Origin of the sequence: Mycobacterium sp. (assembly GCF_044223235.1) — a bacterium.
Classification (GTDB): domain Bacteria; phylum Actinomycetota; class Actinomycetes; order Mycobacteriales; family Mycobacteriaceae; genus Mycobacterium.
This window is the reverse complement of the sequence record NZ_JBGAME010000022.1, coordinates 18,459-44,266: the sequence shown is the minus strand read 5'-3', so window position 1 is coordinate 44,266 and position 25,808 is coordinate 18,459. Positions and strand designations below refer to the sequence as shown.

Here is a 25,808-nt window from a genome sequence, read left to right as displayed (position 1 = left end):
TTCCTCACCGGGTACTCGTGACGCACGTCCTTCGTCGCTCACTCCAGGATTCCCCTGCGGGTGTCACCGGGCGCACTGCCCGGGGTTCGCGTGAGCTTTACCCGCTCCGACGAATTCAGTTGCCACGGAACGGATGTCACCATCACGTTGGGCATGAACAGCAATCGACCCTTCAGCCGCAGCGCACTTTGGTTGTGCAACACCTGCTCCCACCAGTGCCCCACCACGTATTCGGGGATGAACACGGTGACGACGGTGCGCGGTGACTCCTTGCTGATCCGCTTGACGTAATCGAGTACCGGCCGGGTGATCTCGCGATACGGCGACGCGATCACCTTGAGCGGCACCGTGATGTCGCTGTCTTGCCATTTGTGGACGAGCGCACGGGTTTCGGCGTCGTCGACGTTGACGGTGATGGCCTCCAGGGTGTCCGGCCGGGTGGCGCGCGCGTAGGCCAGCGCACGCTGGGTTGGCAAGTGCAGTTTGGAGACCAGCACCACCGCGTGGTTGCGACTCGGCAGCACGACGTCGACTTGTTCGGCCTGTTGCGCTTCGAGTTCGCGCGCCACGGCGTCGTAGTGCTTGTGGATCAGCTTCATGATGATGAACAGGCTGGCCATCGCGATGATGGCGATCCATGCCCCGGCCAGGAACTTGGTGACCACCACCACCAGCAGCACCGCCCCGGTGCAGATGAAGCCGACGGTGTTGATCACTCTGGCGCGCATCATCGTGCGGCGGGCCGCGCCGTCGGTTTCGATGCGCAGCAACCGGTTCCAGTGTCGCACCATGCCGATCTGACTGAGCGTGAACGAGACGAACACCCCGACGATGTAGAGCTGGATGAGCGCGGTGACCTCGGCCTGGAACGCGACGATGAACGCGATGGCGGCGAAGGCCAGGAACAGGATCCCGTTGGAGAACGCCAGCCGGTCACCGCGGGTGTGCAGTTGGCGTGGCAGGTACCGGTCTTGGGCCAGAATCGATCCCAGCACGGGGAAGCCGTTGAAGGCGGTGTTGGCCGCCAGCACCAGGATCAGGGCGGTGACGCCGGTGATGAGGAACAGGCCCAGTGGGAAGTCGTGGAAGACGGCGTCGGCCAGCTGCGCGATCAGTGTCTTCTGGTGGTATCCGGGAGGTGCGCCGATGAGCTGCTCCTCAGGCCGCTCGGCGACCTTTGCGCCGGTCTCCTTGGCCAGGATGATGATGCCCATGAACAGGCTGACCGCGATCGCGCCCAACAGTGCCAGGGTTGTTGCGGCGTTGCGAGACTTGGGCTTCTGGAACGCGGGCACACCATTGCTGATCGCCTCGACACCGGTGAGCGCGGCACAGCCCGACGAAAACGCCCGTGCCACCAGGAACACCAGCGCGAACCCCATGATGTCGCCGTGTTCGGAGTGCATGTCGAACCCCGCCGACTCGGCACGCAGCGGCACATCGAGCACGTAGATCTGGAACAGCCCCCAGCCCAGCATGATGTACATGCCGACCATGAAGGCGTACGTCGGGATCGCGAAAGCGGTGCCCGACTCACGGATTCCGCGCAGGTTCAGCGAGGCCAGCAGCAGGATGGCCGCGACCGCGAACAACACCTTGTGCTGGGCGATGAACGGGACCGCCGAACCGATGTTGGACATGGCCGATGCCATCGAGACCGCGACTGTCAGCACGTAATCGACCAGCAGTGCACTTGCCACCGTCAGCCCCGCGGTTGGCCCCAGGTTGGTGGTGACGACCTCGTAGTCCCCACCGCCGGAAGGGTAGGCATGCACGTTCTGGCGGTAGCTCGCGATCACCACGAGCATCACCAGGCCGACGGCGACACCGATCCACGGCGCCATGGAATATGCGCTCAGCCCGGCGACCGAGAGGACCAGAAAGATCTCCTCGGGAGCGTAGGCGACCGACGACAACGCGTCCGAGGCAAAGACCGGCAGCGCGATCCGTTTCGGCAACAGTGTGTGGGACAGCTTGTCGCTGCGGAAGGGACGGCCGATGAGCAACCGGCGCGCAGCGGTCGAAAGCTTGGACACGAGAGCCAAGGGTAAGCCCAGGAACGTTTGGCTGTAGCGTTCGGAGTGCGCAGGGTTGCACACATACTTGTGGGTCGCAGCCGGAAAGGACCGTCAAGTGCGGGTAGTGGTGATGGGTTGCGGACGGGTGGGCGCGTCGCTGGCGGACAGCCTGGCGCGCATCGGCCACGAAGTCGCCGTCGTCGACCGCGACAGGACGGCGTTTCACCGGCTGAGCCAGGGTTTCACCGGCGATCGTGTTGTGGGTATGGGGTTCGACCGCGACGTCCTGCTGCGCGCGGGTATCGAGGAGGCGGGCGCGTTTGCCGCGGTGTCCTCCGGCGACAACTCCAACATCATCTCCGCGCGGGTGGCACGCGAGAACTTCGGGGTGGAGCGGGTCGTCGCGCGCATCTACGACGCCAAACGCGCCGCGGTCTACGAGCGGCTGGGCATTCCCACGGTGGCCACCGTCCCGTGGACGACCGACCGGCTGCTCAACGTCCTGACCCGGGAAACCCAAACCACCAAATGGCGCGACCCGTCGGGCAACGTCGGCGTGGCCGAACTGGCGCTGCACGAGGAATGGGTGGGCCGCCGGATCACCGCACTCGAATCGGCCACCCGGGCCAGGGTGGCTTTCATCATCCGGTTCGGCGGGGGGCTGCTGCCCGACGCGAAAACCATGATTCAGGCCGGTGACCAGGTCTACGTCGCCGCGGTCGCGGGCCGCATCGCAGAAGCGCTTGCCATCGCCGCGCTGCCCCCCAGCGAGGACGAGGATTAGGAGCCGGACAGGTGAAGGTCACAATCGCCGGGGCCGGCGCCGTCGGCACGTCCATCGCCAGGGAGCTGGTCGAGAACGGTCACGACATCACCCTGCTGGAGCGCAGTCCCGACCATATCGACGAGGACTCGATCCCGGCCGCTCGCTGGATCCTCGGCGACGCCTGTGAGCTGACGGTGCTGGAATCGGTGCAGCTGGAGACGTTCGACGTGGTGATCGCGGCCACCGGTGACGACAAGGTCAACGTGGTGTTGAGCCTGCTCGCCAAGACGGAGTTCGCGGTGCCGCGGGTGGTTGCCAGGGTGAACGACCCTCGCAATGAGTGGCTTTTCGACGAGAACTGGGGCGTCGACGTCGCCGTATCGACGCCCAGGATGCTGGCGTCTCTGGTGGAGGAGGCCGTCGCGGTCGGTGATCTGGTGCGGCTGATGGAGTTCCGCACCGGACAGGCCAACCTCGTCGAGATCACGCTGCCCGACGACACCCCGTGGGGCGGCAAACCGGTCAAGCGGCTCGAATTGCCGCGCGACACCACCCTGGTGACGATTCTGCGCGGACCCCGGGTGATCGTGCCCGAGAGCGACGAACCGCTCGAAGGCGGCGACGAGTTGCTCTTCGTCGCCGTCTCCGAGTCCGAGGACGAGTTACAGGCACTACTACTGCACCCCAAGCCGCGCTGAGCGCACGGCTCGGCGCGGTCGCGAAACCCACGGCGCCCGAAGCGATCGCGCCTGGAACGGCGGGTCCGTGGCGAGGTCAGTCCGTGCGCGCGTCAGCCGCTGCAGCGGGCGCCGCGGTGCCGTGCGCGTGCATCGCCCGCTGAGCCGCCCGGATCGCCAGGTAGGTCACCAAGGCCGCGACGGCGGTCAGCGGCCAGCCCATCGAAATCCTTGCCACGCCGAGCCAGCCGGTCTGGTCGGCGTCGTAGAGGTGGTGCTGGACGACGAACCGCGACGCGAAGACCAACACCCAGGTGATGGTGGCGACGTCGAAGGCCACCACGGCGCGGCGCACCTGGCGCCAGCCCCGGTCATGGCCGTTGACCCAACCCCACAGGTAGCCGACCACCGGCCTGCGGATGAGCACCGACAGGCCGAATACCGACGCCCAGACCAGCGACATCCAGATGCCGAGAAGGAAATACCCCTTCGATTCGCCCATGAGGTAGGCGATCAGCGCGCAGATGCCCACGCCGATGAAGCCGGAGATCGCAGGCTGCGTCGACTCGCGGCGAACGAGGCGCCAGACCAGGATCAGGAGCGCCACTGCCAGCGCCGCGACGATCGCCGGCATCAGGCCGTAGGCCGACGACACGGGGACGAATACGACGACGGGCAGCGAGGAGTAGATCAGGCCGCTGAAACCACCCATCTGCTCGAGCAGGGCGTGCGCGGAGGTGGGCTTTCCCCGGTCGGTTCCGGGCTGACTCACTTCTGAATCTCGTAGTGCGGGTTGTAGATCGCCTTCGTGCCGTTGTCCAGCAGGCCGAGCCGCCCGTGCACCCGAAGCGTGCGGCCGGATTCGATACCCGGGATGCGGCGCTGGCCCAACCAGACCAGCAGCACGGTGTCGGTGCCGTCGAACAGTTCGGCGCGCACACCGCCCGCGCAACCTTTGGCGTTCGCCTCGACGCTGCGCAGGGTGCCGACCATCGTCACTTCCTGGCCCCGCTGGCAGTCGATTGCCTTCTGAGCGCCGGTGTTGGCGGCTTCGTCACTGAGCTCTTCGACATCGCGTTGCTCAGGGTCCTCCGTCAGGCGCCGGGTAAGCCGGCGCAGATACCCTTCGGCCGTAGCCATGGTCTCTCCTGACCTTCCGCGGATCCACCATGGATCCACACAACCAAACGCCACGGTAGACCTGTTGGTTCCCGTACGCCACGCGGGGCGCGCAGGTGCCGCACGCGGTCATGGGGGGCCCGACCGGGGAGGCGCCTGAGCGCGCAGTTGACGGACGGGGCACGATCATGTGATGGCGGTCAATCTGCGTGGCGTCACGACGGTGCTGCTGGCCGGCACCGGGTCCGACGACGACTACGTCTACCGGGCCTTTTCCCCGGCGTTGCACGACGTCGGCGCGGTGGTGGTCACCCCGCCGCCGGAGCCGCACCGGCTCATAGACGGCTACCGGGAGGCGCTGGACCGCGCGGGATCGCACGACGTGATCGCCGTCGGCGGCGTGTCCCTCGGCGCCGCTATCGCCGTCACGTGGGCACTGGCCCATCCCGGGCATGTCGTCGCCGTCCTGGCCGCGCTGCCGCCGTGGACCGGCTCGCCGGAAACCGCGCCCGCGGCCCTGGCAGCCCGGCAGTCCGCACACCTGCTGCGGCGCGACGGCCTGGTGTCGGCGACGTCCCAGATGCGCGCGGGCAGCCCGGCGTGGCTGGCCGAGGAGCTGACCCGGTCCTGGGTCGCGCAGTGGCCGTCACTGCCCGAAGCGATGGAAGCCGCGGCAGCCTACGTCGCCCCGACCTGCGGTCAGTTGGAGGGCCTCACCGTGCCGATGGGGGTCGCCGCCGCGACGGACGATCCGATCCATCCGGTCGAGGTGGGCGCGGAGTGGGTGTCGGCCGCACCGCGTGCGGCCCTGCGCACCGTGACTCTCGACGAGATCGGCGCCGATCCCTCCGCACTGGGCGCGGCGTGCGTCGGAGCGCTGTGGGAGGCGGACGACCCGGCGCGGGCGCTGCGGGCGCGCTGAACGGCTCCTCTAGCCGCCGGTGATCGTGCGCAGCTGCTGCATTGCCGATCCCTGCGCGCTGCGACGGGCGGCCGGTTGCGGTGGCTGCTGCCCTGCCTGCTGCGCCGCGACCTGAGCGGCGGCGGCCGCGCGCAGCTGTGCGGCCATCGGTTCCGGCAGCTGCACCGGCAGCGGAGTGCGCACCGGCAGCGGCGTGTCACCACGGCGAACGACGGTGTCGGCCAAGGCGTTTCGGGCTTCGGCCGCCAGCGCGTCGATGCTGTCGCCCACACCGTTGACCACGCAGCGGACCATCCACCGGTAGCCGTCGACGCCGATGAAGCGCACGACGCCCGCCGTCGATCCGGCCTGGTCGGCGCCAGGCGCGCTGCCGATGACCTCACGCCCCCACGGGCCGTCCTGGATGCGGACGTTCGCCGAATCCTTGCGCAGGGAGTCGGCGAGCTCACTTGCGACGTCGCGCCACAGGCCGGTGGATTTGGGTGCCGCATACGCCGCGATCGTGAAGCGGCCGTTGGTGGTCACCACCCACACGGAGCTCGGCACCCCGCCCTGATTCAGTTCGACCTGCACCTGACCGGCCTCGGGCATCGGGATGAGTACCGACCCCAGGTCGAGACGGCCCTGCGCGGCCACCGACGGATCGTCGAAATCGTCGATGTCGAAGGGGCCATCAGCCGCGTCGTCATCCACCGCTTGGTTCACGGCGTCGTCCACGGCCTCGACCGGCCCACCGACGGTGCCGGGATCGCTGTCATCGCCGCCGTCGCTGCGTTTACGTCTTCCGAATGCCATCACAAACTCGCATGTCCGCCAGAGGAACCGTGGCCGCCGTCGCCACGGGAAGTGTCAGCCAGACCTGCCTCGTCGAACGAGGTCACCTCGACCAATTCGGGCAGCTCCACCCGCTGCACCAGCAGCTGCGCGATTCGGTCACCGCGGTGGACGACGATGGGTGTGTCCGGGTCGAGGTTGATCAGCGCCACCTTGATCTCCCCGCGGTAGCCGGCATCGACCGTGCCCGGGCTGTTGACGATCGAAAGTCCTACGCGCGAAGCCAAACCCGAGCGCGGATGGACGAGCCCGACCATCCCGTACGGGATCGCCACCGCGACACCGGTCGGCACAAGGGCGCGCCGGCCCGGCGCCAGCTCGACGCCCTCGGCGGCGAACAGGTCGACACCCGCATCGCCGTCGTGGGCCCGGGTAGGCATGGGCAGGTCGCGGTCCAGACGCACGACCGCCAGAGAGGTGGACACGACGTCACAGATTACTCTGAGCCGCGTGTCCGACACGCGCGCAGCCACCCAATCGGTGCGCTATCACGAGCGGCTCTGGGTGCCGTGGTGGTGGTGGCCACCGGCGATGGGCCTTGCCGGTCTGATCGCTCTCGAGGTGAATCAGGGCGTGCGATCGCTGCCCAACTGGCTCCCCTTCGCGGTACTCCTGCCGGTGGCGGCGGTCGTCCTGGTGTGGTTCAGCAAGACCGAGGTCCGGGTGGTCGGTCAGTCCTCGGGAGACACCGAGCTGTGGGTCGGCGACGCGCACCTGCCGGTGAGCGTGGTCTCACGCTCGGCGGCGGTCCCCCAATCGGCGAAGTCGGCGGCGCTGGGTCGCCAGCTCGACCCGGCGGCCTACGTGGTCCACCGCGCGTGGGTGGGTCCCATGGCGCTGCTGGTGCTCGACGATCCTGACGATCCCACCCCCTACTGGCTGGTGAGCACGCGCCACCCCGACCGTGTGCTCGCCGCGTTGCGCGGCTGACGGCGGCGTGCAGCGCCTGACTGCGGTGACGGACCCCGTCAGGCGGCGCAATCGGTGCAGATCATCACACCGTTCTTCTCGCTGGCCAGGCGGCTGCGGTGATGTACGAGGAAGCAGCTGGAGCAGGTGAATTCGTCAGCCTGCTTCGGGATGACCCGCACCGACAGTTCCTCGCCGGACAGGTCGGCGCCTGGCAATTCGAATGACTCGGCGGACTCGGATTCGTCGACGTCGACGACTGCAGACTGGGCTTCGTTGCGCCGTGCCTTCAACTCCTCGAGGGAATCCTCGGAAACATCGTCGGTCTCAGTGCGCCGTGGGGCGTCGTAGTCGGTGGCCATCGTCCTAATCCCCTCCGTAAACCTTGCAGCTGAGCTTTGTACCAGCGTCGAACGCATTCCCCAAATGATTCGTGCCCGGATTGCCACAGGTTTCACTGTGATTTACGTCACACCGGCGGTGCGTCCGACCCGCGAGCCCAAGCTACCGGGGCTTTAGAGTGTCGGGGTGGTCGCGAACATCACCGAAGGCACAGCTTTCGACAAGCACGGGCGCCCGTTCCGTCGGCGCAACGCGCTGCCGGCGATCATCCTGCTCGCGGTGCTCGCGGTCGCGGCGACGCTGGTGTGGGTGGTGGCGCTGAGCCGTCCCCCCGACATCCGCGAAGCGGCCGTCTGCAACCCTCCCCCGCCGGCCACCGACCCCGCGGTGCCCAAGCTCGGGACACAAGTGGCGCGCACCGTCATGACCGACGTGACGCCGGCCAAACTCGCCGACGTCCGGGTCAGAGTGCTCAACGCCAGCGGCTGGGGCGGTCAGGCCGCCGAGGTTGCCGGTGAGCTGCGGGACGCGGGCTTCCCGCCGCCGGAGGCGGCGAACGACCCCGTCTACGCCTCGCAGCGGCTGGCCTGCCAGGGCCAGATCCGCTTCGGTCCCGCCGGCCGCGCCTCCGCCGCGGCCGTCTGGCTGGTCGCGCCGTGCACGGAGCTGTTCCAGGACGAAAGGCCGGACGACACCGTGGATCTGGCGGTGGGGACGGACTTCACTGAACTGGCGACCAGCGACGACATCGAGGCCGTATTGGCAAGTCTGCGCCCCGACGCCACTCAGCCGACCGATACCGCACTGCTCGAGCAGATCCATACCGCGGCCTGCTGAGCAGGCTCAGCCGGTAATCGCGGCGTGAAACGCATCGGCGATGCCCGGTGCCGCCGCGGCCACCCGGCCACCCCCGCCGACCGCACCGTCGCGGGGTGGCAGCCACACTCGGGCCCCTGCCTCGGTGGCGATCAGCGCGGCCGCGGCCCAATCCCAGACGTTCACCCCGTCCTCGTAGTAGCCGTCCAGCTGCCCGGCGGCGACCATGCACAGGTCCAGGGCGCACGAACCGACGCGTCGGACGTCGCGAACCGCAGGAAGAACCCGGGTGAGCAGCTCTGCCTGACGCAGCCGCTGTTCGGGCGAATATGAGAAGCCGGTGCCGATCAGCGCCATCGACAGATCACCTGCGTCGCTGCACCTGATCACCGAGGTGGCACCGTCGCGCCGCAGGTGCGCGCCGTGTCCGCGAGCGGCCGAGTACACGGTGCCTGCGGGCACGTCGGCTACCGCGCCCGCCAGCGACTCCCCATCGAGTTGCACGCCGACCGACACGGCGTAGAACGGAATGCCGTAGACGAAGTTCACGGTGCCGTCGATCGGATCGAGGACCCAGGTCAGCTGGCCCTCGCGGACGCCGGCGCGGCCGCCTTCCTCCTCCCCGAGGATAGGCTCGCCGGGGCGCAGTTGCGCCAATCGCTCCCGCAGCAGGCGCTCGGTTTCGGTGTCGACCACCGTAACGGGGTCGGTGGGCGTGCTCTTGGAACGCACGGCACCGCCGTTAGTCCCGCCGGCGGAGCCGTTGTTCCCGGTGGCGGCGTCGCCGAACACCTCTCTGCGGCGCCGCCGCACGAAATCGGCGGCCTCTGCGGCCAGCCGCTCGGCCACCGACCGCAGCGCCGTCGGGTCGGATTCGTTTTGTGTCACGGTGGTATCGCAGCATGTTTGGCGGGAAATGTCGCCGAGGCGGTTGCGCAGCACCCACACCAAAGTGTTGCCGAGCCGTTAGGGTGAGGGACGCATCGTCCTTTCCTGGCGCTGTCGCGCACAGCCGACCCATGCAGAGGAGCGCACCTATGACTACCGCCGATTCGCCTGCGGGAGATCCCAGTACGAACGGCGGTCCGCAGCGCCGTGGGTTCGGCATTGACGTGGGCGGCAGCGGTGTGAAGGGCGGCATCGTGGACCTGGACACCGGGCAGCTGATCGGCGAGCGGTTCAAACTCGCAACCCCGCAGCCGGCTACGCCCGACGCGGTTGCCAAGACGATCGCCGCGGTGGTCCACGAATTCGGCTGGACGGACCGGGTGGGCGTCACCTATCCCGGGGTGGTGGCCGACGGCATCGTCTGCACCGCCGCCAACGTGGACAAGGGCTGGATCGGGACAAACGCCCGAAAGGTGATCGCTGCCGAGCTGGGCGGGCAGCCGGTGACGGTCCTCAACGACGCGGACGCGGCGGGTCTTGCCGAGGAGCGGTTCGGTGCGGGCAAGGCCAATTCGGGTGTGATCGTGCTGCTGACCTTCGGCACCGGCATCGGTTCGGCGGTCATCCACAACGGCGTGCTGCTGCCCAACACCGAACTGGGGCACATCGAGGTCGGCGGGATGGAGGCCGAGCACCGGGCCGCATCGTCGGTCAAGGAGAAAAAGGAGTGGAGCTACAAGAGGTGGACCGACGAGGTCACCCAGGTGCTCGTGGCTATCGAGAACGCGATCTGGCCTGATCTGTTCATCGTCGGCGGCGGTATCAGCCGCAAGGCCGACAAGTGGATTCCGCTGTTGAAGAACCGCACGCCGGTCGTGGCCGCGGCGCTTCAGAACACCGCAGGCATCGTGGGCGCGGCGATGGCCGCCGAGGTCGACGTTACGGCCACGGCCGTCGCGGGCCACTGAACGCGTTGAGCCGCACCCGCGCGGCCGTGCCCTCCACGCCGCCGTCCGAGCCTGCGGCGGCGTCAGATTTTGCCGCTCGACACGGCTTTATCTCACACTGTCGTTACAATGGTCAACGGCGGCCGCCTACCGAATAGCGGTGAGTATCCGAGCTGAGATCAACGCCGACATTCGATATAGCCGACGCTTCGGTGGTGCATGCCCGTGCCCACCGGATAAAGCAAGACCGAAAGGGTGTACGTGGCAGCGACAAAGGCAGGCCCGGCAACCGATGAGCCGGTGAAGCGAACCGCCACCAAGACTCCCGGCAAGAAAGCCGCCCCAGCGAAGTCCGCCAGCCCGGCGGGAGTCAAGCCCGCCAAGCGGGCCGGCCGGCCGCGTTCGGACAAGGCCGCAGACGGGACCGCCGGTACGAAGGGCACTCCGGACCCCACAGCGGGCGACGAAGACCTGGCGACCGACGACCTCGACGTCAACGAGGACGTCAACGTGGACTTGGACACCGAGCCGGGTGAGGACCTCGAGGACGACTCCGACCTGGATCTGGATGAACTCGACGTCGACGACGAGGATGTCGACGACGAAGTTGCCGACGAGGACGACACCGACGACGCTGACGATGAGGCCGAAGACGCGGGCGCCGCGCAGCCAGCCCAACCCGCGCCCGCCGCGGCCACTGCCGCAGGGACGGCGCCTGCCGCCGACGACGAGGAGATTCCCGAACCGTCGGAGAAGGAGAAGGCGTCCGGGGACTTCGTCTGGGACGAGGAGGAATCCGAGGCGCTGCGCCAGGCTCGCAAGGACGCCGAGCTGACCGCATCCGCCGACTCGGTGCGCGCCTACCTCAAGCAGATCGGCAAGGTCGCGCTGCTCAATGCCGAGGAAGAGGTCGAGCTCGCCAAGCGCATCGAAGCGGGGCTGTTCGCCACCCAGAAGCTGACCGAACTCGCCGACAGGGGCGAGAAGCTGGCTGTCCAGGCTCGCCGCGACATGCAGTGGATCTGCCGCGATGGTGATCGCGCCAAGAATCATCTGCTGGAGGCGAACCTTCGCCTGGTGGTGTCGCTGGCCAAGCGCTACACCGGCCGCGGAATGGCGTTCCTCGACCTGATCCAGGAGGGCAACCTGGGCCTGATCCGCGCGGTCGAGAAGTTCGACTACACCAAGGGTTACAAGTTCTCCACGTACGCCACGTGGTGGATCCGTCAGGCCATCACCCGCGCAATGGCCGATCAGGCCCGCACCATCCGAATCCCGGTGCACATGGTCGAGGTCATCAACAAGCTGGGCCGCATCCAGCGGGAGCTGCTGCAGGACCTGGGCCGCGAGCCCACGCCCGAAGAGCTGGCCAAGGAAATGGACATCACGCCCGAGAAGGTGCTGGAGATCCAGCAGTACGCGCGTGAACCGATCTCGCTGGACCAGACCATCGGTGACGAGGGCGACTCGCAGCTAGGCGACTTCATCGAGGACAGCGAAGCAGTCGTGGCCGTCGACGCGGTGTCGTTCACCCTGCTGCAGGATCAACTGCAGTCCGTGTTGGAGACGCTCTCCGAGCGCGAGGCCGGCGTGGTACGGCTGCGGTTCGGTCTCACCGACGGCCAGCCCCGCACGCTCGACGAGATCGGCCAGGTGTACGGCGTGACCCGCGAGCGCATCCGCCAGATCGAGTCGAAGACGATGTCGAAGCTGCGGCATCCCAGCCGCTCTCAGGTGCTGCGCGACTACCTGGACTGAGACTGGACTCAGACGGACGCCGCTCGGGCGGGCGGCGCCGGAGGTAGCTGTGAGAACGCCGGTAGAATCCTGTGAACGGGCCGCGCGCTGAGCGCAACGCCTGCTGAGGGGTCCGGGTTGCTGCACCGCAGCTGCCGAAGCTATGGGCATGCAAAGGAGCATGCACGTGGGCACACGTTCGCCCGAAGTCCGTCGATCGCCCGGCAGGCGCGCGCACATTCTCATCGCCGTCACGGTCGCGTTGTTCATTCTCCCCGTCGCCGGCCTGCGCCTCGTCGACATCTACATCGACTGGCTGTGGTTCGGCGAGGTCGGCTACCGGCGAGTCTGGCTGACCGTGATCCTCACCCGGCTGGCGATCCTCGCCGCCGTCCTGCTCATCGTCGGCGGTGCCGTCGGACTCGCTATGTTCCTGGCCTATCGGTCCCGCCCGATGTTCGTGCCGTCAGGCAAGGCCGACGACCCGATCGAGCAGATCCGCACGCAGATCGTGCGCAGGCCGCGGCAGTTGGGGTGGGGTATCCCGATCGCCGTCGGTGTGGTCAGCGGCCTGATTGCGCAGATCGACTGGGTGACGGTGCAACTGTTCCTCCACGGCGGCTCCTTTGGCGTCACCGATCCGGAGTTCGGCCACGACATCGGCCATTTCACCTTCGGCCTGCCGTTCTACCGGTCGGTGCTGAACTGGCTGTTCACCGCCTCGATTCTGGCGTTCGTGACCAGCCTGATCACCCATTATCTGGTCGGCGGGTTTAGCGTCTCGAAGAACAAGGGCGTGCTGACCCGTCCGGCCCGGGTTCAGCTTGCGCTGATCGCAGCGGCGTTCATGCTCTTGAAGGCGGCCTCCTACTGGCTGGACCGGTATTCACTGCTGACGAGTGGCCGCAAGGAGCCGACGTTCAGCGGCGCCGGATACACCGACATCCACGCCGTCCTTCCCGCCCGGCTCGTCCTGCTCGCGATCGCGGTGTTGTGCGCCGTCAGCTTCTTTGCGGTCATCGTGCTGCGCGATATCCGGATCCCCGCGATGGCCACGGCGCTTCTGGTGCTCTCCTCGGCGCTGGTGGGCGGAGGGTGGCCGCTGCTCATGGAGCAGTTCTCGGTGCGCCCCAACGCCGCCGACGTCGAGCGCACCTACATCGAACGCAACATCGACGCGACCAGACAGGCCTACCGACTCGGCGAGGACTGGGTGGAGTACCGCGATTACGCGGGTGTGGGCACCAAGTCCCCGCGCGATGTGCCCGCCGACGTGACCACCATCGCCAACGCCCGGCTACTGGATCCCAACATCCTGTCGCGGACGTTCACCCAACAGCAGCAGCTGAAGAACTTCTACGGCTTTCCGGATCGACTCGACATCGATCGCTACGAAATCGACGGTGAGCTAAGGGATTACATCGTCGGCGCACGCGAGCTGTCCCCGAACAGCCTCACCGGCAACCAGACCGACTGGATCAACCGGCACACCGTCTACACTCACGGAAACGGGTTCGTGGCCGCGCCGGCAAACCGGGTCAACGCCGCCGTCCGCGACGCCGCAAACACCTCGGACAGCAACAGCGGCTACCCCATCTACACTGTCAGCGACATCGCCTCACAGGGTTCCGACCAACAGGTGATTCCCGTCCAACAGCCACGGATCTACTTCGGCGAGGTCATCGCACAAGCCAATCCCGACTACTCCATCGTCGGCGGCGCACCCGGGTCGGCACCTCGCGAGTACGACACCGACACATCCACCTACACCTACACCGGCGCGGGTGGGGTGCCAATCGGAAACTGGTTCAACCGCGGCATGTTCGCGACGAAGTACATGGAACGCAACATCCTGTTCTCGCGGGCGATCGGGGCCGAGTCGCGGCTGATCTTCCACCGCGACCCGCGCGAACGCGTGCAACGCGTCGCGCCGTGGCTGACCACCGACACCAACCCATACCCGGCGGTGGTGGACGGACGCATCACCTGGATCGTCGACGCGTACACGACCCTCGACAGCTATCCCTACGCGCAGCGCTCCCTGCTGCAGGAACCGGTGGTGAGCGCCAGTGGGATACTGCGGGGCGGCAAACAGGCTTCCTACGTACGCAATTCGGTCAAGGCAACCGTAGACGCCTATGACGGCACCGTGACGCTCTACCAGGTCGATCGCGACGATCCGGTGTTGCAGGCGTGGATGCGGGTGTTCCCGGACACCGTGCAACCCGAGGACGACGTCCCCGACGGGCTGCGTGCCCACTTCCGTTATCCCGAAGACCTTTTCCGGGTCCAGCGTGAACTCGTGGCTAAGTACCACGTGAACGAACCGCGGGAATTCTTCACCACCAACGCATTCTGGTCGGTGCCCAGCGACCCCACCGACGATACCCAGGCGTCCCAGCCGCCGTTCTACGTCCTCATCGGCGACGAGCAGACCGCCGAACCGTCGTTCCACCTCGCCACCGCCATGGTGGGATACAACCGGGAGTTCTTGTCCGCCTACATCTCTGTGCGGTCGGACCCCGACGGCTACGGCAAGATCACCGTGCTGCGGTTACCCACCAACACCTTGACGCAAGGCCCGCAGCAAATTCAGAACTCAATGATCTCCGATACCCGCGTCGCGTCGGAACGCACACTGCTGGAGCGGTCGAACCGGATCCAGTTCGGCAACCTGCTGACGCTGCCGATAGCGGACGGCGGCGTGCTTTACGTCGAGCCGCTGTACACCGAGCGCATCCCGACGACGCCGAACAGCTCGACGTTTCCGCAGCTTTCGCGGGTTCTGGTGAGCTTCCGCGAACCAGACACCAACGGGGTGCGGATCGGCTACGCACCGACGCTCGCCGAGGCGCTCGAGCAGCTGTTCGGTCCGAGCACGGGACGTGTGGCGACGGCGCCCGGCGGCGACGCGGCGATGGCGGCTCCCCCGGCACCGGAATCGGCACCGCCCGCGGCGGGACCCCAGCCCGTACCACGTCCGGCGGCGCCGCCGGTCGGTGAGGGAACGCCGGAGACGGCGGTCGAGCTGCGGGACGCCCTGGCCGAACTTCGCGAGGTGCTCGACCGGTTGCAGAGCGCGGTCGACGCCTACGAATCCCAGCACCCCTGAGCGCGACGGTAAACATCGTTGGTGCACAGCCGATTTCAGCTCCAGCGCGACTATTCTGAACGGATGCACCGCGTCAACATCGGTTCGGGTTCGCAGTTCGAGGATGCCGTCGGATACTCCCGGGCCGTCCGGGTCGGGCCGTACATCGTCGTCGCGGGAACCACCGCGCCGGGCGACACCGTCGCCACCCAGGCGCGCGAGGCGCTGCGCCGCATCGACAGCGCGCTGCGACAGGCCGGGGCGACGCTGGCTGACGTGGTTCGCACCCGGATGTTCGTCACCGACATCTCACGGTGGCGTGAGATCGCCGAGGTGCATGCGCAGGTGTTCGGCGACATTCGCCCCGTCGCCACGATGGTCGAAGTGTCGGCGCTGATCGCACCCGAGCTGCTGGTCGAGATCGAGGCCGACGCGGTGCTGCCGGAGTGACCCACCGTTCGGCCGCATGCCCGCTCCGGCCCCGAGTCGGAGCCGCGGTGGCCGCCCGGGTCAGCCGGACATCCCCAGCGCCGGGAAGACGCCTTCGGCGTCCGGAGGATAGGGCGTGACACTTATCACAGCGTCCGCGGGTAGGGGTCCGTACAGGTGCGGGAACAGCATCGAGGCCGGGTCGGTCGGGACGCCGTGCTCCCAGCGGACCGGGTCAGTCAGCCGGGCCGGATCGATTCGCAGGAGCACAAGGTCGGCGCGACCCGAGTAGAGCCGGTTTGCGGGCAAATGCACCTGCTCAGGCGTCGAAAGGTGGACGAATCCCTGCGCGCTGAGGGACGCAGGACGATGCTCGCCGACGTCGCTGGCGCGCTCCCATTCGGCAGCGCTGCACAGGTGAACTAAATCTGGCGCAGAAGCGTTCATAACGTGAGCGTGCCGGAGGAGCAACTCGGCCGGAACGTGAGACACGACACACCGGTAAACCCCTGGGGAACAAGGCCGGAACCGAATGCGTCTGAGACAGTAGACGTACGCGGCACTAGCAACTACGGAGGAGCCATGAACGCAACTCTGACCAGTCCGGAACTGACAAGGGCTGATCGCTGCGATCGCTGCGGCGCGGCTGCTCGAGTCCGCGCAAAGCTTCCCTCGGGAGCGGAACTGCTGTTTTGCCAGCACCACGCGAACGAGCACGAAGCGAAGCTGATCGAACAGTCTGCGGTGCTGGAAATCAGCCCGCTGCATCCCTGAGTACACACTCCGGAATCAGCTGAGCCTGGGCAGGACGACGTTTCGTCAGTAATGCTTGTCTGGTCATGACTGACCAACAAGTGCGGGCGCGCCCATCGCGCCACCACATCCGCGCCATCGCACGACGCACGTTGGTGAAAAGTTGGGACGACTCGATCTTCGCGGAGTCGGCACAAGCGGCCTTCTGGTGCGCGTTGTCACTGCCCCCACTGTTGTTGGGCATGCTCGGGAGTCTGGCCTATATCGCGCCGCTGTTCGGGCCGGACACCCTGGTGACAATCGAGAACCAGTTGGTCAGCACGGCGACGCGGTTCTTCTCGACCAACGTCGTCAACGAGATCATCGAACCGACCGTCCGCGACATCGTGCAGGGCGCCCGCGGTGAGGTGGTCTCGCTCGGCTTCGTCATCTCGTTGTGGGCGGGTTCGTCGGCAATATCTGCGTTCGTGGATTCGATCGTCGAGGCGCACGACCAGACACCGTTGCGGCATCCGGTCCGGCAGCGCTTCTACGCGCTGGGGCTGTACGTCGCGATGCTCGTATTCGCGATCGTGACGGCGCCGTTGCTGGCGCTGGGTCCGCGCAAGGTCGCTGAGTACATTCCCGACAGCTGGGACAGCTTCCTGCGTTATGGCTACTACCCGGTGCTGTTCGTTGCGCTGACGGTGGCCGTCAACATCCTCTACCGAGTGTCGCTGCCCAAGCCGCTGCCCTCGCACCGGTTGATCTACGGCGCGCTGCTGGCCTCGGCGGTCTTCCTGGTGACGACGTTCGGGCTGCGCGTCTACCTGACCTGGATCACCAGCACCGGCTACACCTATGGCGCGCTGGCCACCCCGATCGCATTTCTGTTGTTCGCGTTCTTCCTTGGCTTCGCGATCATGATCGGTGCAGAACTCAACGCCGCGATCGAGGAGGAGTTTCCCGCGCCGGTCACCCACACTCACCGCTTCCGGGGCTGGCTCGAGGAGAAGTTCGAGGAACGAGCCGAATCGCTCAATGGCAACAACAAGAATGGCAACAAGAACGGCAACAACAAGCAGGCCGAGTCCCGGACGGCGTCGTCTGCCAAGAGCGACGGTCCGACGGCTACTTCTTGAGCGTCTCGTAGATGCGTTTGCAATCGGGGCAGACCGGAGAGCCCGGCTTGGCCGCCCGCGTCACGGGGAACACCTCACCGCACAGCGCGACGACATGCGTGCCCATGACGGCGCTTTCGGCGATCTTGTTTTTCTTGACGTAGTGGAAGTACTTGGGGATGTCGCTGTCGGTCCCGTCGTCGACGCGTTCGTCGGTGTCTGTGCGCTCGATCGTCTGGGTCTGCATACGTACATTCTGCCCGGTCATGCATTGGTTAGGAATGCGACCGACGCAGAGCGACCCAGATGTGTAACAGTGGAGTCATGAAACACGGCCAAGAGCTGGGTTTCGACGACGAGGGTCGGCCCATCCTGATCACCCGGGCCGCTCCGGCGTACGAGGAGCAGCACCGCGAACGGGTTCGCAAGTACCTGACCTTGATGTCCTTCCGGATCCCGGCGCTGATCCTGGCCGCCGCCGCGTACGGTCTGTGGCACAACGGGCTGATCTCCCTGGCGATCATCCTCGTCTCCGTGCCGTTGCCGTGGATGGCGGTTCTCATCGCCAACGATCGGCCGCCCCGGCGCGCCGAGGAGCCTCGCCGATATCAGGCACCACGGCGGATTCCGCTGATTCCCACCGCCGAACGACCGGCTATCGAGCGCCGCCCCGAGAACCCACCGCAACGGGATCACGTCGATCCCGGCGACGACGTCCCCCGCTGAGACACTTCTATCTCTATTCTCAGGACATTCTCAGGTCGGCGACGAGAAACCGCAGATCAACACGTGTGAAGCGGGCAGTTTTCGGGAACTCCTGACGGACTTCGAGCGTTCTACCTCATGACAGTTCGACCCGATCAGGAGGCCGTCATGGCAAATGCCACCACCACCCGCGTCGACCACGACCTGGACGCGCAGAGTCCGGCCGCTGACCTCGTACGCGTGTATCTGAACGGCATCGGCAAGACGGCGCTTCTCAATGCGGCCGACGAGGTTGAACTTGCGAAGCGTATCGAGGCGGGCCTTTACGCCCAGCACGTGCTGGATACCAAGAAGCGACTCGGCGACAGTCGCAAACATGACCTGCGCCTGGTGGTTCGTGACGGCGAGGCGGCCCGCAGGCATCTGCTGGAAGCCAATCTGCGCCTGGTGGTATCGCTGGCGAAGCGCTATACCGGCCGGGGGATGCCGCTGCTCGACCTCATCCAGGAAGGCAATCTCGGCCTCATCCGCGCGATGGAGAAGTTCGACTACACCAAGGGCTTCAAGTTCTCCACCTACGCGACCTGGTGGATCCGCCAGGCGATCACGCGCGGCATGGCCGATCAGAGCCGCACCATCCGGCTGCCCGTGCATCTTGTCGAGCAGGTGAACAAGCTGGCCCGAATCAAGCGGGAGATGCATCAGAACCTTGGCCGCGAGGCGACCGATGAGGAACTGGCCGCCGAGTCGGGCATCCCGGTCGACAAGATTACCGACCTGCTCGAGCACAGCCGCGACCCGGTAAGCCTGGACATGCCGGTCGGAACCGACGAGGAAGCCCCGCTCGGCGACTTCATCGAGGACGCCGAGGCGATGTCGGCCGAGAACGCCGTCATCTCCGAGTTGCTGCACACCGACATCCGCCACGTGCTCGCCACCCTCGACGAGCGCGAACAGCAGGTCATTCGGCTGCGGTTCGGTCTCGACGACGGTCAGCCGCGCACCCTCGACCAGATCGGCAAGCTCTTCGGGCTGTCCCGCGAGCGTGTCCGCCAGATCGAGCGCGAAGTGATGGCCAAGTTGCGCAATGGCGAGCGCGCAGATCGGCTGCGTTCTTACGCCAGCTGACCTGTCCAATACCAACAGAAGCCTTGGCCCGCCGATCGCCCGGCGGTCCAAGCGCTGTCGCGGGCAGGTGTTGCGCCGCAGTTCAAGCGGGCAGACCGGTAGACTCGATGCGACGGAGGGTGCGGAATGAACGATCTTGTCGATACCACCGAGATGTATTTGCGGACCATCTACGACCTCGAGGAAGAGGGTGTGGTCCCGTTGCGCGCCCGCATTGCCGAGCGGCTCGATCAGAGCGGTCCGACGGTCAGCCAGACGGTGTCGCGGATGGAACGAGACGGCTTGCTTCACGTCGCCGGCGATCGCCACCTCGAGTTGACCGCCAAGGGCCGAGCGCTCGCGATCGCAGTCATGCGCAAGCACCGGCTCGCCGAGCGGCTGCTCGTCGACGTGATCGGGTTGCCCTGGGAGGAAGTGCACGCCGAGGCCTGCCGGTGGGAACACGTGATGAGCGATGACGTCGAGCGCCGTCTACTCAAGGTGCTCGACAACCCCACCACCTCACCGTTCGGCAACCCGATTCCCGGCCTGGCCGAACTGGGTGTCGACAACGATCATGGCCGCGCCGACGACGTCAACCTGATCCGCCTGACCGAACTGCCCACCGGCATGCCCATCGCCGTTGTCGTTCGCCAGCTGACCGAGCACGTCCAGGGCGACGCCGAGCTGATCGCGCGCCTCAAGGACGCCGGAGTCGTACCCAACGCGCGGGTCACCGTGCAGGGCAGCGACAACGGCGGCGTGCTGATCATGATTTCCGGCCACGAGCAGGTCGAGCTGCCCCATCACATGGCCCACGCCGTCAAGGTGGAGAAGGTCTGACGGTGTTCAGCCGGCTCGCCGGTTGAACATCTGCCGCCGCGGAAGACGCACGCCGAGGCGGTCGGCCAGTCGGAACCCGGTCATCGCGAGTTCGCTGATCTGCTCCGGGCGCATGCCCGACTGCAATGCGGTGTCGAGCATGCCCGCCATCCGATGGTTCGGCTGGCAGCGCAGCGCCGCCTCCAGCGAGACGCCGGCCAGCGGCCCGTCACCACGGACGTAGGCCGAGAAGGCCAACAGCACCAGCGCCTCCGCCCGCCACGGCGACGGGAGACAGCGGGACAGCATGACCCACAGGGCCTCGGCTTGCGCTGCCCGCTCGCCCACCGCAAGGGCGTACAGCGGGTCACGCACCTGCGAATCGGTCAACGCACACGCGATCCCGGCCAACGCGTCGTCGCCGAGGACGATGCCCTCGTCCACCCGTGCGCTGGCCGCGAGCACGTTCTCGATGTCGGTGCGCGCGTCGGCGTCCGTGCGGTCACCCCTCTGCTCGGCACACCGGTCGACGACGTCGGCCAGTCTGGCGCTGCGGACGGCGTCGAGATCGACAACCTGCTCCAGGTCGGCGCGCCGATCGTAGAGCCTTCGGCCCTCCAGCACGGCCGCCATCGTCAGCGGAGACGCCGACGGATCATCCACGGCACCGGCCCTGCCGCATTCGTCGGCACAGCGCCACTGACCACCGGCCGCCACGCGATCCACTACATGGGCCGCCAGCAGTTCGATTCCGCGCTCCCGCAGCCCCACAGCGAGCTCGTCGGCGAGCTCGCGATGCTCGGCACTGCACATGCGGCATCCGGCGCCGGCGTCGTCGATGATCACGGCTATCGCCGCATCCGGGCACGCGGCCGCGGCCGTGTCGCAGAGTTGGCCGACCGCTGCGAGCACCGTCTGTGAAAGATCAATCCGCAGAACACATCCCATCTCGCCGCGGTCGATGGTGATCAGTACCAGGGATTTCTCCGGGACGAATCCCAGCACGGCAGGCAGCCCCGCGATAAGGGCGCCGGGGCGGTTGAGGTCGAAGTCGAAGGGTTGCGATGTCGTCATGCACAGACGGTCCCAACCCGTCCCGTCAGAAACGGGCCGCCAGATCGCAACGGGACTCACCCTGGGGATGAAACCGCGATTGGGGATGAACGGCCGGATCGCCTCAACCGCGGTCGGCGGACCGCGACCGGACGCGCCGAACAACCGGACTGTTCACGTGCTGTTGATACCCTCGGCATGCGAGATCACCCCAACCGGCGTACACCTTGTTGCCATGGGTTCGAAGCTGGAGTACGACCTGGTCGTGATCGGTTCCGGTCCAGGCGGCCAGAAGGCAGCCATCGCCGCTGCCAAGCTCGGCAAATCCGTCGCCGTCATCGAACGGGGCCGAATGCTGGGCGGGGTGTGCGTCAACACCGGGACCATCCCGTCCAAGACACTGCGCGAGGCCGTCGTCTATCTGACCGGGATGAACCAGCGCGAGCTCTACGGCGCCAGCTATCGGGTCAAGGAGAAGATCACCCCTGCCGACCTGCTCGCCAGGACCCAGCACGTGATCGGCAAGGAGCAGGACGTCGTCCGCTCGCAACTCATGCGCAACCGCGTGGACCTGATCCAGGGCCACGGCCGGTTCGTCGACCCGCACACCGTGCTGGTCGAGGAGCCCACCCGCGGTGAACGCACCACGGTCAGCGGCGAATACGTCGTGGTCGCCACGGGCACCAAGCCGGCGCGACCGGCAGGGGTCGAGTTCGACGAGCATCGTGTCCTCGACTCCGACGGAATCCTCGACCTGAAGGCGCTGCCGGCATCGATGGTGGTGGTGGGCGCCGGCGTGATCGGCATCGAGTACGCGTCGATGTTCGCCGCGCTGGGCACCAAGGTGACCGTCGTCGAGAAGCGCGACACGATGCTGGACTTCTGCGACCCTGAGATCGTCGAGGCTCTCAAGTTCCACCTACGCGATCTGGCCGTCACCTTCCGGTTCGGCGAGGAGGTGACTGCCGTCGACGTCGGGTCGGTGGGCACCGTGACGACGCTGGCCAGCGGCAAGCAAATTCCCGCCGAGACTGTCATGTACTCGGCCGGCCGCCAGGGTCAGACCGACAACCTCGACGTGGACAAGGCAGGGCTGGAGGTCGACGCACGGGGTCGCCTGTTCGTCGACGACCGGTTCCAGACCAAGGTCGACCACATCTACGCGGTCGGCGACGTGATCGGGTTTCCGGCGCTGGCCGCGACGTCGATGGATCAGGGCCGGCTCGCCGCCTATCACGCGTTCGGGGAATCGGGCAACGCGATCACCGAGTTGCAGCCGATCGGCATCTACTCGATCCCCGAGGTGTCCTATGTCGGTGCCACCGAGGTCGATCTGACGAAGAACTCGGTCCCCTACGAGGTAGGCGTGTCCCGGTACCGCGAGCTGGCGCGCGGACAGATCGCCGGCGATTCCTACGGCATGCTCAAGCTGCTGGTCTCCACCGAGGACCTGAAGTTATTGGGCGTACACATCTTCGGAACAAGCGCGACCGAGATGGTGCACATAGGGCAGGCGGTGATGGGATGCGGCGGAACGATCGAATATCTGGTCGATGCGGTCTTCAACTACCCCACCTTCTCGGAGGCATACAAGGTCGCCGCACTCGACGTCATGAACAAGCTGCGCGCGCTGAACCAGTTCCGCGCGTAGGTGATTCAGCAGCCGTCGTCGAAAACCGTTGGCGCTTCATCTCCCGGACCGCCCGCCTCAGCGCGGGCGAGCAGTTGCGTGATCGCACCGTCGAACGGCGGCGAATAGGAGACGTCGTCGTCGCAACCGCCGCCGTCGAGACCCCCGACCAGGCCCGTCACGGTCGAGTTGTGCGTCCCGTTCGTCCATGGGCTACCGCTGACCCCGGCCACGAGTCCGCGGCAACTCAGCGAGGGGAAGCCCGCCGTCCACGCGGTCGCCGATCGGCACTGGATCGGTCCGCCGCCCTCCCCGACGCCGTACCCCGTCACCGTGACGGTCGTCCCACGGGCCGGCGCCGCCCCGATCCTCAGCCCGCCGCCGGCCCGAGCTGCGACCGAGTCCCCCGGTCGGCCGCTTACCCGCGCGATCGCGAAGTCCGCCACTGGATCCTGCTGGGCGACCCAGCGCGGATCCAGATAGATCGTGTCGATGTGCCATGTGTCGGCGGCATCGGCGTCGTCGTCAAAGCCCGCGACGAAGGTGGCGTCGATTGCACCGGACAGGCAATGCGCCGCAGTCAGAATCAGATCGCCCCGCGCGGAGTCGAGCACCGACGCCGTACAGGTGTGGAGATCCCCGCCACCCAGGAACACCGCACCAATCCTGGGGTCGGGCGGCACGGGCTGCGTGCCAGGGACCAGCGTCACCGGGGACGTGGTCGACGCCGACCCGACCTCGCGCCCGACGGGCGCCGCGTGGCCGCACCCGACCGACCACCACCCGAGCAGCGCCGCCGCAGCGATCCTCCGCGCACGCATGCACACCGATCTTGCCCGACGATTGGCCCCGGGGCACCGGGCAAACACATCCGGGCTGAGATCGGTCGGTGGAGCAGCGGAGATCCGGGCCGGAATGCCGCGTCGGTGACGCCGCGTTCAGACTTGACGGTGGGATTCCCAATGGCATCCACCGTGGAATGAGCGACACTAGTGGACACGGCGTCCAGTTCCCTCGACCAGGAATCCCGGCGCCACGGCGAGGAGGCGAGGCGAATGCCTGAAAACGCAGACAGCCCGGAGCAGCATTACCAGCCCGAGCACACCGGAATGTACGAGCTGGAGTTCCCGGCGCCTCAGTTGTCCTCGGCCGACGGCCGTGGGCCGGTGATGCTGCATGCGCTGGAGGGCTTCTCGGACGCTGGCCACGCGATCCGGCTGGCCGCGGAGCATCTCAAGGACACGCTGGATACCGAGCTGGTCGCCTCATTCGCCATCGACGAACTGCTGGATTACCGATCCCGGCGTCCACTCATGACATTCAAGACCGATCACTTCACCAAGTACGAGGATCCGGAACTGAACCTCTACGCGCTGCACGACAGCGTGGGGACACCCTTTCTGCTGCTCGCCGGCCTAGAGCCGGACCTGCGGTGGGAGCGGTTCATCACCGCGGTGCGTCTGCTGGCGGAGCGGCTCGGCGTTCGGCAGGTGATCGGCCTGGGTTCCATCCCGATGGCGGTGCCGCACACCCGACCGGTCACCTTGACCGCACACTCGAACAACAAGGAGCTGATCTCCGAGCACCCGCCGTGGGTGGGGGAGATTCAGGTTCCGGGCAGCGTGTCGAACCTGCTGGAGTTTCGCATGGCCCAGCACGGCCAGGAGGTCGTAGGTTTCACCGTGCACGTGCCGCACTACCTCGCCCAGACGGCGTATCCCCCTGCGGCGGAAGCCCTTCTGGCGGAGGTGGCCAGGACAGGTTCGCTGAATATCCCGTTGAACGGACTCGCCGAGGCCGGTTCGGAAGTTCGCGACAAGATCAACGAGCAGGTCGAGGCCAGCAGTGAGGTCGCTCAGGTGGTCACGGCGCTGGAGCGACAGTACGATGCGTTCGTTGCCGCACAGGAGAATCGGTCACTGCTGGCCCGCGATGAGGACTTGCCCAGCGGTGATGAACTCGGCGCAGAGTTCGAACGGTTCCTGGCGCAGCAGGCAGGCGAGAAGTTCAAGGACGACAAGTACAAAGACGGTTTCGGGGACGGTGTCGCCGATAGCGACGATCACTGACCCTGACTGAGCCGGCCCGACAACGAAGTTGGCGATATGACGGAGCGAAAGCCCAACCTGCGACCCGTGCGGGAAGTGACACCGTCGCTACAGTTTCGCACCATCCACGGGTATCGCCGCGCGTTCCGGGTAGCCGGCACCGGCCCGGCGATCCTGCTCATCCACGGCATCGGCGACAACTCCACGACCTGGAGCACTGTTCAGGCCAAGCTTGCACAGCGGTTCAAGGTGATCGCGCCAGACCTGTTGGGTCACGGCAGGTCCGACAAGCCGCGCGCGGACTATTCGGTCGCGGCGTACGCCAACGGCATGCGGGATCTGGTCAGTGTCCTCGACTTGGACCGGGTGACAGTCGTCGGGCATTCGCTGGGCGGCGGGGTGGCCATGCAGTTCGCCTACCAATTCCCGCACCTGGTCGATCGACTCATCCTCGTGGGCGCAGGGGGCGTGACCAAAGACGTCAGCATGGCGTTGCGCTTCGCTTCGCTGCCGATGGCCACCGAGGCGCTGGCCCTGCTGCGCCTGCCGTTGGTGCTGCCCTCGCTGCAGGTGGCCGGACGCGTCGCGGGCGCATTGATCGGCTCCACCGGCGTCGGCCGGGACCTGCCTGACGTACTGAGGATCCTGGCCGACCTGCCCGAGCCGACGGCATCGTCGGCTTTCGCGCGCACGCTGCGCGCCGTCGTCGACTGGCGCGGCCAGGTGGTCACCATGCTGGATCGATGTTATTTGACCGAATCCGTTCCGGTGCAACTGATCTGGGGATCACGCGATGCTGTCATACCCGTCAGCCACGCCCACATGGCCAATTCCGCGATGCCCGGTTCCCGGCTGGAGATCTTCGCGGGGGCTGGGCATTTTCCGTTTCACGAGGATCCGGACCGCTTCGTCGAGGTGGTCGAACAGTTCATCGACTCCACCGAGCCGGCCGTTTACGACCAGGATCTGTTGCGTCACTTGCTGCGCACCGGCATCAGCGAAGGCACGATCTCAGGTTCGATCGACACACGGGTCGCGGTCCTCGACGCGATGGGTGCCGACGAACGCAGTGCCACCTGACCAGGCGTTCTGACC

At 66.8% G+C, this 25,808-nt stretch carries 28 protein-coding genes; 17 read left to right on the top strand and 11 right to left on the bottom strand.

Features of this window, described 5'->3' with window-relative positions:
• Window positions 1–38: 38 nt before the first annotated feature.
• Window positions 39–2,036, bottom strand: coding sequence for an amino acid permease (locus tag ADBZ6K_RS21075; RefSeq protein WP_526350305.1), 1,998 nt, complete (start codon window positions 2,034–2,036; stop codon window positions 39–41).
• A gap of 97 nt (window positions 2,037–2,133) precedes the next feature.
• Between ADBZ6K_RS21075 and ADBZ6K_RS21070 the strand changes: the two genes are divergently transcribed.
• Window positions 2,134–2,802, top strand: coding sequence for a potassium channel family protein (locus ADBZ6K_RS21070; protein WP_526350303.1), 669 nt, complete (start codon window positions 2,134–2,136; stop codon window positions 2,800–2,802).
• 11 nt (window positions 2,803–2,813) lie between these two features.
• The gene (locus ADBZ6K_RS21065; RefSeq protein WP_526350301.1) at window positions 2,814–3,482 is read left to right on the top strand and encodes a potassium channel family protein; all 669 of its coding nucleotides are present in this window, start codon (window positions 2,814–2,816) and stop codon (window positions 3,480–3,482) included.
• A 76-nt stretch (window positions 3,483–3,558) separates the two neighbouring features.
• On the opposite strand, the gene ADBZ6K_RS21060 is transcribed toward ADBZ6K_RS21065, so the two are convergent.
• Together ADBZ6K_RS21060 and ADBZ6K_RS21055 are read right to left on the bottom strand one after the other, a co-directional pair.
• A complete protein-coding gene (locus tag ADBZ6K_RS21060) occupies window positions 3,559–4,233 on the bottom strand; it encodes a DUF3159 domain-containing protein (protein WP_526350299.1) in 675 nt (224 codons plus the stop codon).
• Window positions 4,230–4,601, bottom strand: a complete 372-nt coding sequence (locus ADBZ6K_RS21055; protein WP_526350297.1) for an OB-fold nucleic acid binding domain-containing protein — start codon at window positions 4,599–4,601, stop codon at window positions 4,230–4,232. Before ADBZ6K_RS21055 ends, ADBZ6K_RS21060 begins: the two co-directional genes overlap by 4 nt.
• Before the next feature lie 172 nt (window positions 4,602–4,773).
• Here ADBZ6K_RS21055 and ADBZ6K_RS21050 point away from each other — a divergent pair, with 172 nt between their 5' ends.
• The gene (locus tag ADBZ6K_RS21050; protein WP_526350295.1) at window positions 4,774–5,502 is read left to right on the top strand and encodes an alpha/beta fold hydrolase; all 729 of its coding nucleotides are present in this window, start codon (window positions 4,774–4,776) and stop codon (window positions 5,500–5,502) included.
• A gap of 9 nt (window positions 5,503–5,511) precedes the next feature.
• On the opposite strand, the gene ADBZ6K_RS21045 is transcribed toward ADBZ6K_RS21050, so the two are convergent.
• Together ADBZ6K_RS21045 and dut are read right to left on the bottom strand one after the other, a co-directional pair.
• The gene (locus ADBZ6K_RS21045) at window positions 5,512–6,300 is read right to left on the bottom strand and encodes a DUF3710 domain-containing protein (RefSeq protein WP_526350293.1); all 789 of its coding nucleotides are present in this window, start codon (window positions 6,298–6,300) and stop codon (window positions 5,512–5,514) included.
• Complete coding sequence (dut, locus tag ADBZ6K_RS21040) at window positions 6,297–6,761, bottom strand: dUTP diphosphatase (protein ID WP_526350291.1); 465 nt, start codon at window positions 6,759–6,761, stop codon at window positions 6,297–6,299. The genes ADBZ6K_RS21045 and dut overlap by 4 nt, the downstream gene beginning before the upstream one ends.
• 25 nt (window positions 6,762–6,786) lie before the next feature.
• On the opposite strand from dut, the gene ADBZ6K_RS21035 reads away from it, so the two are divergent.
• Window positions 6,787–7,266, top strand: a complete 480-nt coding sequence (locus tag ADBZ6K_RS21035) for a DUF3093 family protein (protein ID WP_526350289.1) — start codon at window positions 6,787–6,789, stop codon at window positions 7,264–7,266.
• 38 nt (window positions 7,267–7,304) lie between these two features.
• Here ADBZ6K_RS21035 and ADBZ6K_RS21030 read toward each other — a convergent pair whose 3' ends face one another.
• Window positions 7,305–7,607, bottom strand: a complete 303-nt coding sequence (locus tag ADBZ6K_RS21030; RefSeq protein WP_024445904.1) for a DUF4193 domain-containing protein — start codon at window positions 7,605–7,607, stop codon at window positions 7,305–7,307.
• A gap of 166 nt (window positions 7,608–7,773) precedes the next feature.
• Between ADBZ6K_RS21030 and cei the strand changes: the two genes are divergently transcribed.
• Window positions 7,774–8,424: an envelope integrity protein Cei gene (gene cei, locus ADBZ6K_RS21025; protein WP_526350286.1), complete on the top strand. Its 651-nt coding sequence runs from the start codon at window positions 7,774–7,776 to the stop codon at window positions 8,422–8,424.
• 6 nt (window positions 8,425–8,430) lie between these two features.
• On the opposite strand, the gene ADBZ6K_RS21020 is transcribed toward cei, so the two are convergent.
• Window positions 8,431–9,291: an inositol monophosphatase family protein gene (locus tag ADBZ6K_RS21020; protein ID WP_526350284.1), complete on the bottom strand. Its 861-nt coding sequence runs from the start codon at window positions 9,289–9,291 to the stop codon at window positions 8,431–8,433.
• A 149-nt stretch (window positions 9,292–9,440) separates the two neighbouring features.
• On the opposite strand from ADBZ6K_RS21020, the gene ppgK reads away from it, so the two are divergent.
• The 4 genes from ppgK (at window position 9,441) to ADBZ6K_RS21000 (ending at window position 15,516) form a co-directional block, all read left to right on the top strand.
• Window positions 9,441–10,259, top strand: coding sequence for a polyphosphate--glucose phosphotransferase (gene ppgK / locus ADBZ6K_RS21015; protein WP_526350282.1), 819 nt, complete (start codon window positions 9,441–9,443; stop codon window positions 10,257–10,259).
• A 240-nt stretch (window positions 10,260–10,499) separates the two neighbouring features.
• The gene (locus ADBZ6K_RS21010) at window positions 10,500–11,996 is read left to right on the top strand and encodes an RNA polymerase sigma factor (protein WP_526350280.1); all 1,497 of its coding nucleotides are present in this window, start codon (window positions 10,500–10,502) and stop codon (window positions 11,994–11,996) included.
• A gap of 217 nt (window positions 11,997–12,213) precedes the next feature.
• Window positions 12,214–15,087 (top strand): UPF0182 family membrane protein, encoded by a 2,874-nt coding sequence (locus ADBZ6K_RS21005; protein WP_526350383.1) that lies wholly within the window; start codon window positions 12,214–12,216, stop codon window positions 15,085–15,087.
• A 63-nt stretch (window positions 15,088–15,150) separates the two neighbouring features.
• Complete coding sequence (locus ADBZ6K_RS21000; protein ID WP_526350278.1) at window positions 15,151–15,516, top strand: RidA family protein; 366 nt, start codon at window positions 15,151–15,153, stop codon at window positions 15,514–15,516.
• Between the two features lie 60 nt (window positions 15,517–15,576).
• On the opposite strand, the gene ADBZ6K_RS20995 is transcribed toward ADBZ6K_RS21000, so the two are convergent.
• A complete protein-coding gene (locus ADBZ6K_RS20995) occupies window positions 15,577–15,942 on the bottom strand; it encodes a DUF952 domain-containing protein (protein WP_526350276.1) in 366 nt (121 codons plus the stop codon).
• Between the two features lie 135 nt (window positions 15,943–16,077).
• Between ADBZ6K_RS20995 and ADBZ6K_RS20990 the strand changes: the two genes are divergently transcribed.
• Together ADBZ6K_RS20990 and ADBZ6K_RS20985 are read left to right on the top strand one after the other, a co-directional pair.
• Window positions 16,078–16,269 carry a DUF7455 domain-containing protein gene (locus ADBZ6K_RS20990; protein ID WP_526350274.1) on the top strand — a complete coding sequence of 64 codons (192 nt, stop codon included), beginning with the start codon at window positions 16,078–16,080 and terminating at the stop codon, window positions 16,267–16,269.
• Window positions 16,270–16,334: 65 nt separating this feature from the next.
• The gene (locus ADBZ6K_RS20985; RefSeq protein WP_526350272.1) at window positions 16,335–17,369 is read left to right on the top strand and encodes a YhjD/YihY/BrkB family envelope integrity protein; all 1,035 of its coding nucleotides are present in this window, start codon (window positions 16,335–16,337) and stop codon (window positions 17,367–17,369) included.
• Here the strand turns inward: ADBZ6K_RS20985 and ADBZ6K_RS20980 are convergent.
• Window positions 17,359–17,595 (bottom strand): DUF3039 domain-containing protein, encoded by a 237-nt coding sequence (locus ADBZ6K_RS20980; protein WP_526350270.1) that lies wholly within the window; start codon window positions 17,593–17,595, stop codon window positions 17,359–17,361. The genes ADBZ6K_RS20985 and ADBZ6K_RS20980 overlap by 11 nt on opposite strands.
• A gap of 59 nt (window positions 17,596–17,654) precedes the next feature.
• Between ADBZ6K_RS20980 and ADBZ6K_RS20975 the strand changes: the two genes are divergently transcribed.
• From ADBZ6K_RS20975 to ADBZ6K_RS20965, 3 genes are all read left to right on the top strand, one after another.
• The gene (locus ADBZ6K_RS20975; protein ID WP_526350268.1) at window positions 17,655–18,074 is read left to right on the top strand and encodes a DUF3099 domain-containing protein; all 420 of its coding nucleotides are present in this window, start codon (window positions 17,655–17,657) and stop codon (window positions 18,072–18,074) included.
• A gap of 147 nt (window positions 18,075–18,221) precedes the next feature.
• Window positions 18,222–19,181, top strand: coding sequence for a sigma-70 family RNA polymerase sigma factor (locus tag ADBZ6K_RS20970; RefSeq protein WP_526350266.1), 960 nt, complete (start codon window positions 18,222–18,224; stop codon window positions 19,179–19,181).
• Window positions 19,182–19,307: 126 nt separating this feature from the next.
• Complete coding sequence (locus ADBZ6K_RS20965) at window positions 19,308–20,003, top strand: iron-dependent transcriptional repressor DtxR (RefSeq protein WP_526350264.1); 696 nt, start codon at window positions 19,308–19,310, stop codon at window positions 20,001–20,003.
• Window positions 20,004–20,009: 6 nt separating this feature from the next.
• Here the strand turns inward: ADBZ6K_RS20965 and ADBZ6K_RS20960 are convergent, their stop codons facing one another.
• On the bottom strand, window positions 20,010–21,056 hold the full coding sequence (locus ADBZ6K_RS20960; RefSeq protein ID WP_526350262.1) for a DUF4192 family protein: 1,047 nt from the start codon (window positions 21,054–21,056) through the stop codon (window positions 20,010–20,012).
• A 214-nt stretch (window positions 21,057–21,270) separates the two neighbouring features.
• Here ADBZ6K_RS20960 and sthA point away from each other — a divergent pair, with 214 nt between their 5' ends.
• Window positions 21,271–22,686 (top strand): Si-specific NAD(P)(+) transhydrogenase, encoded by a 1,416-nt coding sequence (sthA, locus tag ADBZ6K_RS20955; RefSeq protein ID WP_526350260.1) that lies wholly within the window; start codon window positions 21,271–21,273, stop codon window positions 22,684–22,686.
• Between the two features lie 5 nt (window positions 22,687–22,691).
• Here the strand turns inward: sthA and ADBZ6K_RS20950 are convergent, their stop codons facing one another.
• Window positions 22,692–23,486 (bottom strand): trypsin-like serine peptidase, encoded by a 795-nt coding sequence (locus ADBZ6K_RS20950; RefSeq protein WP_526350258.1) that lies wholly within the window; start codon window positions 23,484–23,486, stop codon window positions 22,692–22,694.
• A gap of 234 nt (window positions 23,487–23,720) precedes the next feature.
• Between ADBZ6K_RS20950 and ADBZ6K_RS20945 the strand changes: the two genes are divergently transcribed.
• Together ADBZ6K_RS20945 and ADBZ6K_RS20940 are read left to right on the top strand one after the other, a co-directional pair.
• Window positions 23,721–24,734 (top strand): proteasome assembly chaperone family protein, encoded by a 1,014-nt coding sequence (locus ADBZ6K_RS20945; RefSeq protein WP_526350256.1) that lies wholly within the window; start codon window positions 23,721–23,723, stop codon window positions 24,732–24,734.
• 36 nt (window positions 24,735–24,770) lie between these two features.
• On the top strand, window positions 24,771–25,793 hold the full coding sequence (locus ADBZ6K_RS20940; protein ID WP_526350254.1) for an alpha/beta fold hydrolase: 1,023 nt from the start codon (window positions 24,771–24,773) through the stop codon (window positions 25,791–25,793).
• Window positions 25,794–25,808 lie beyond the last annotated feature (15 nt).

Excerpts from the sequence above, each read along its gene's own strand:
- ADBZ6K_RS20965 (WP_526350264.1), top strand. The coding sequence starts at position 19,308 with ATGAACGATCTTGTCGATACCACCGAGATGTATTTGCGGACCATCTAC.
- ADBZ6K_RS20950 (WP_526350258.1), bottom strand. The coding sequence starts at position 23,486 with ATGCGTGCGCGGAGGATCGCTGCGGCGGCGCTGCTCGGGTGGTGGTCG.
- ADBZ6K_RS20980 (WP_526350270.1), bottom strand. The coding sequence starts at position 17,595 with ATGCAGACCCAGACGATCGAGCGCACAGACACCGACGAACGCGTCGAC.
- ADBZ6K_RS21000 (WP_526350278.1), top strand. The coding sequence starts at position 15,151 with ATGCACCGCGTCAACATCGGTTCGGGTTCGCAGTTCGAGGATGCCGTC.
- ADBZ6K_RS21030 (WP_024445904.1), bottom strand. The coding sequence starts at position 7,607 with ATGGCCACCGACTACGACGCCCCACGGCGCACTGAGACCGACGATGTT.
- ADBZ6K_RS20945 (WP_526350256.1), top strand. The coding sequence starts at position 23,721 with ATGCCTGAAAACGCAGACAGCCCGGAGCAGCATTACCAGCCCGAGCAC.
- ADBZ6K_RS20985 (WP_526350272.1), top strand. The coding sequence starts at position 16,335 with ATGACTGACCAACAAGTGCGGGCGCGCCCATCGCGCCACCACATCCGC.
- sthA (WP_526350260.1), top strand. The coding sequence starts at position 21,271 with ATGGGTTCGAAGCTGGAGTACGACCTGGTCGTGATCGGTTCCGGTCCA.
- ADBZ6K_RS21050 (WP_526350295.1), top strand. The coding sequence starts at position 4,774 with ATGGCGGTCAATCTGCGTGGCGTCACGACGGTGCTGCTGGCCGGCACC.
- ppgK (WP_526350282.1), top strand. The coding sequence starts at position 9,441 with ATGACTACCGCCGATTCGCCTGCGGGAGATCCCAGTACGAACGGCGGT.
- ADBZ6K_RS20975 (WP_526350268.1), top strand. The coding sequence starts at position 17,655 with ATGTGTAACAGTGGAGTCATGAAACACGGCCAAGAGCTGGGTTTCGAC.
- ADBZ6K_RS20970 (WP_526350266.1), top strand. The coding sequence starts at position 18,222 with ATGGCAAATGCCACCACCACCCGCGTCGACCACGACCTGGACGCGCAG.
- ADBZ6K_RS20960 (WP_526350262.1), bottom strand. The coding sequence starts at position 21,056 with ATGACGACATCGCAACCCTTCGACTTCGACCTCAACCGCCCCGGCGCC.
- ADBZ6K_RS20990 (WP_526350274.1), top strand. The coding sequence starts at position 16,078 with ATGAACGCAACTCTGACCAGTCCGGAACTGACAAGGGCTGATCGCTGC.
- ADBZ6K_RS21055 (WP_526350297.1), bottom strand. The coding sequence starts at position 4,601 with ATGGCTACGGCCGAAGGGTATCTGCGCCGGCTTACCCGGCGCCTGACG.
- ADBZ6K_RS20940 (WP_526350254.1), top strand. The coding sequence starts at position 24,771 with ATGACGGAGCGAAAGCCCAACCTGCGACCCGTGCGGGAAGTGACACCG.
- ADBZ6K_RS20995 (WP_526350276.1), bottom strand. The coding sequence starts at position 15,942 with ATGAACGCTTCTGCGCCAGATTTAGTTCACCTGTGCAGCGCTGCCGAA.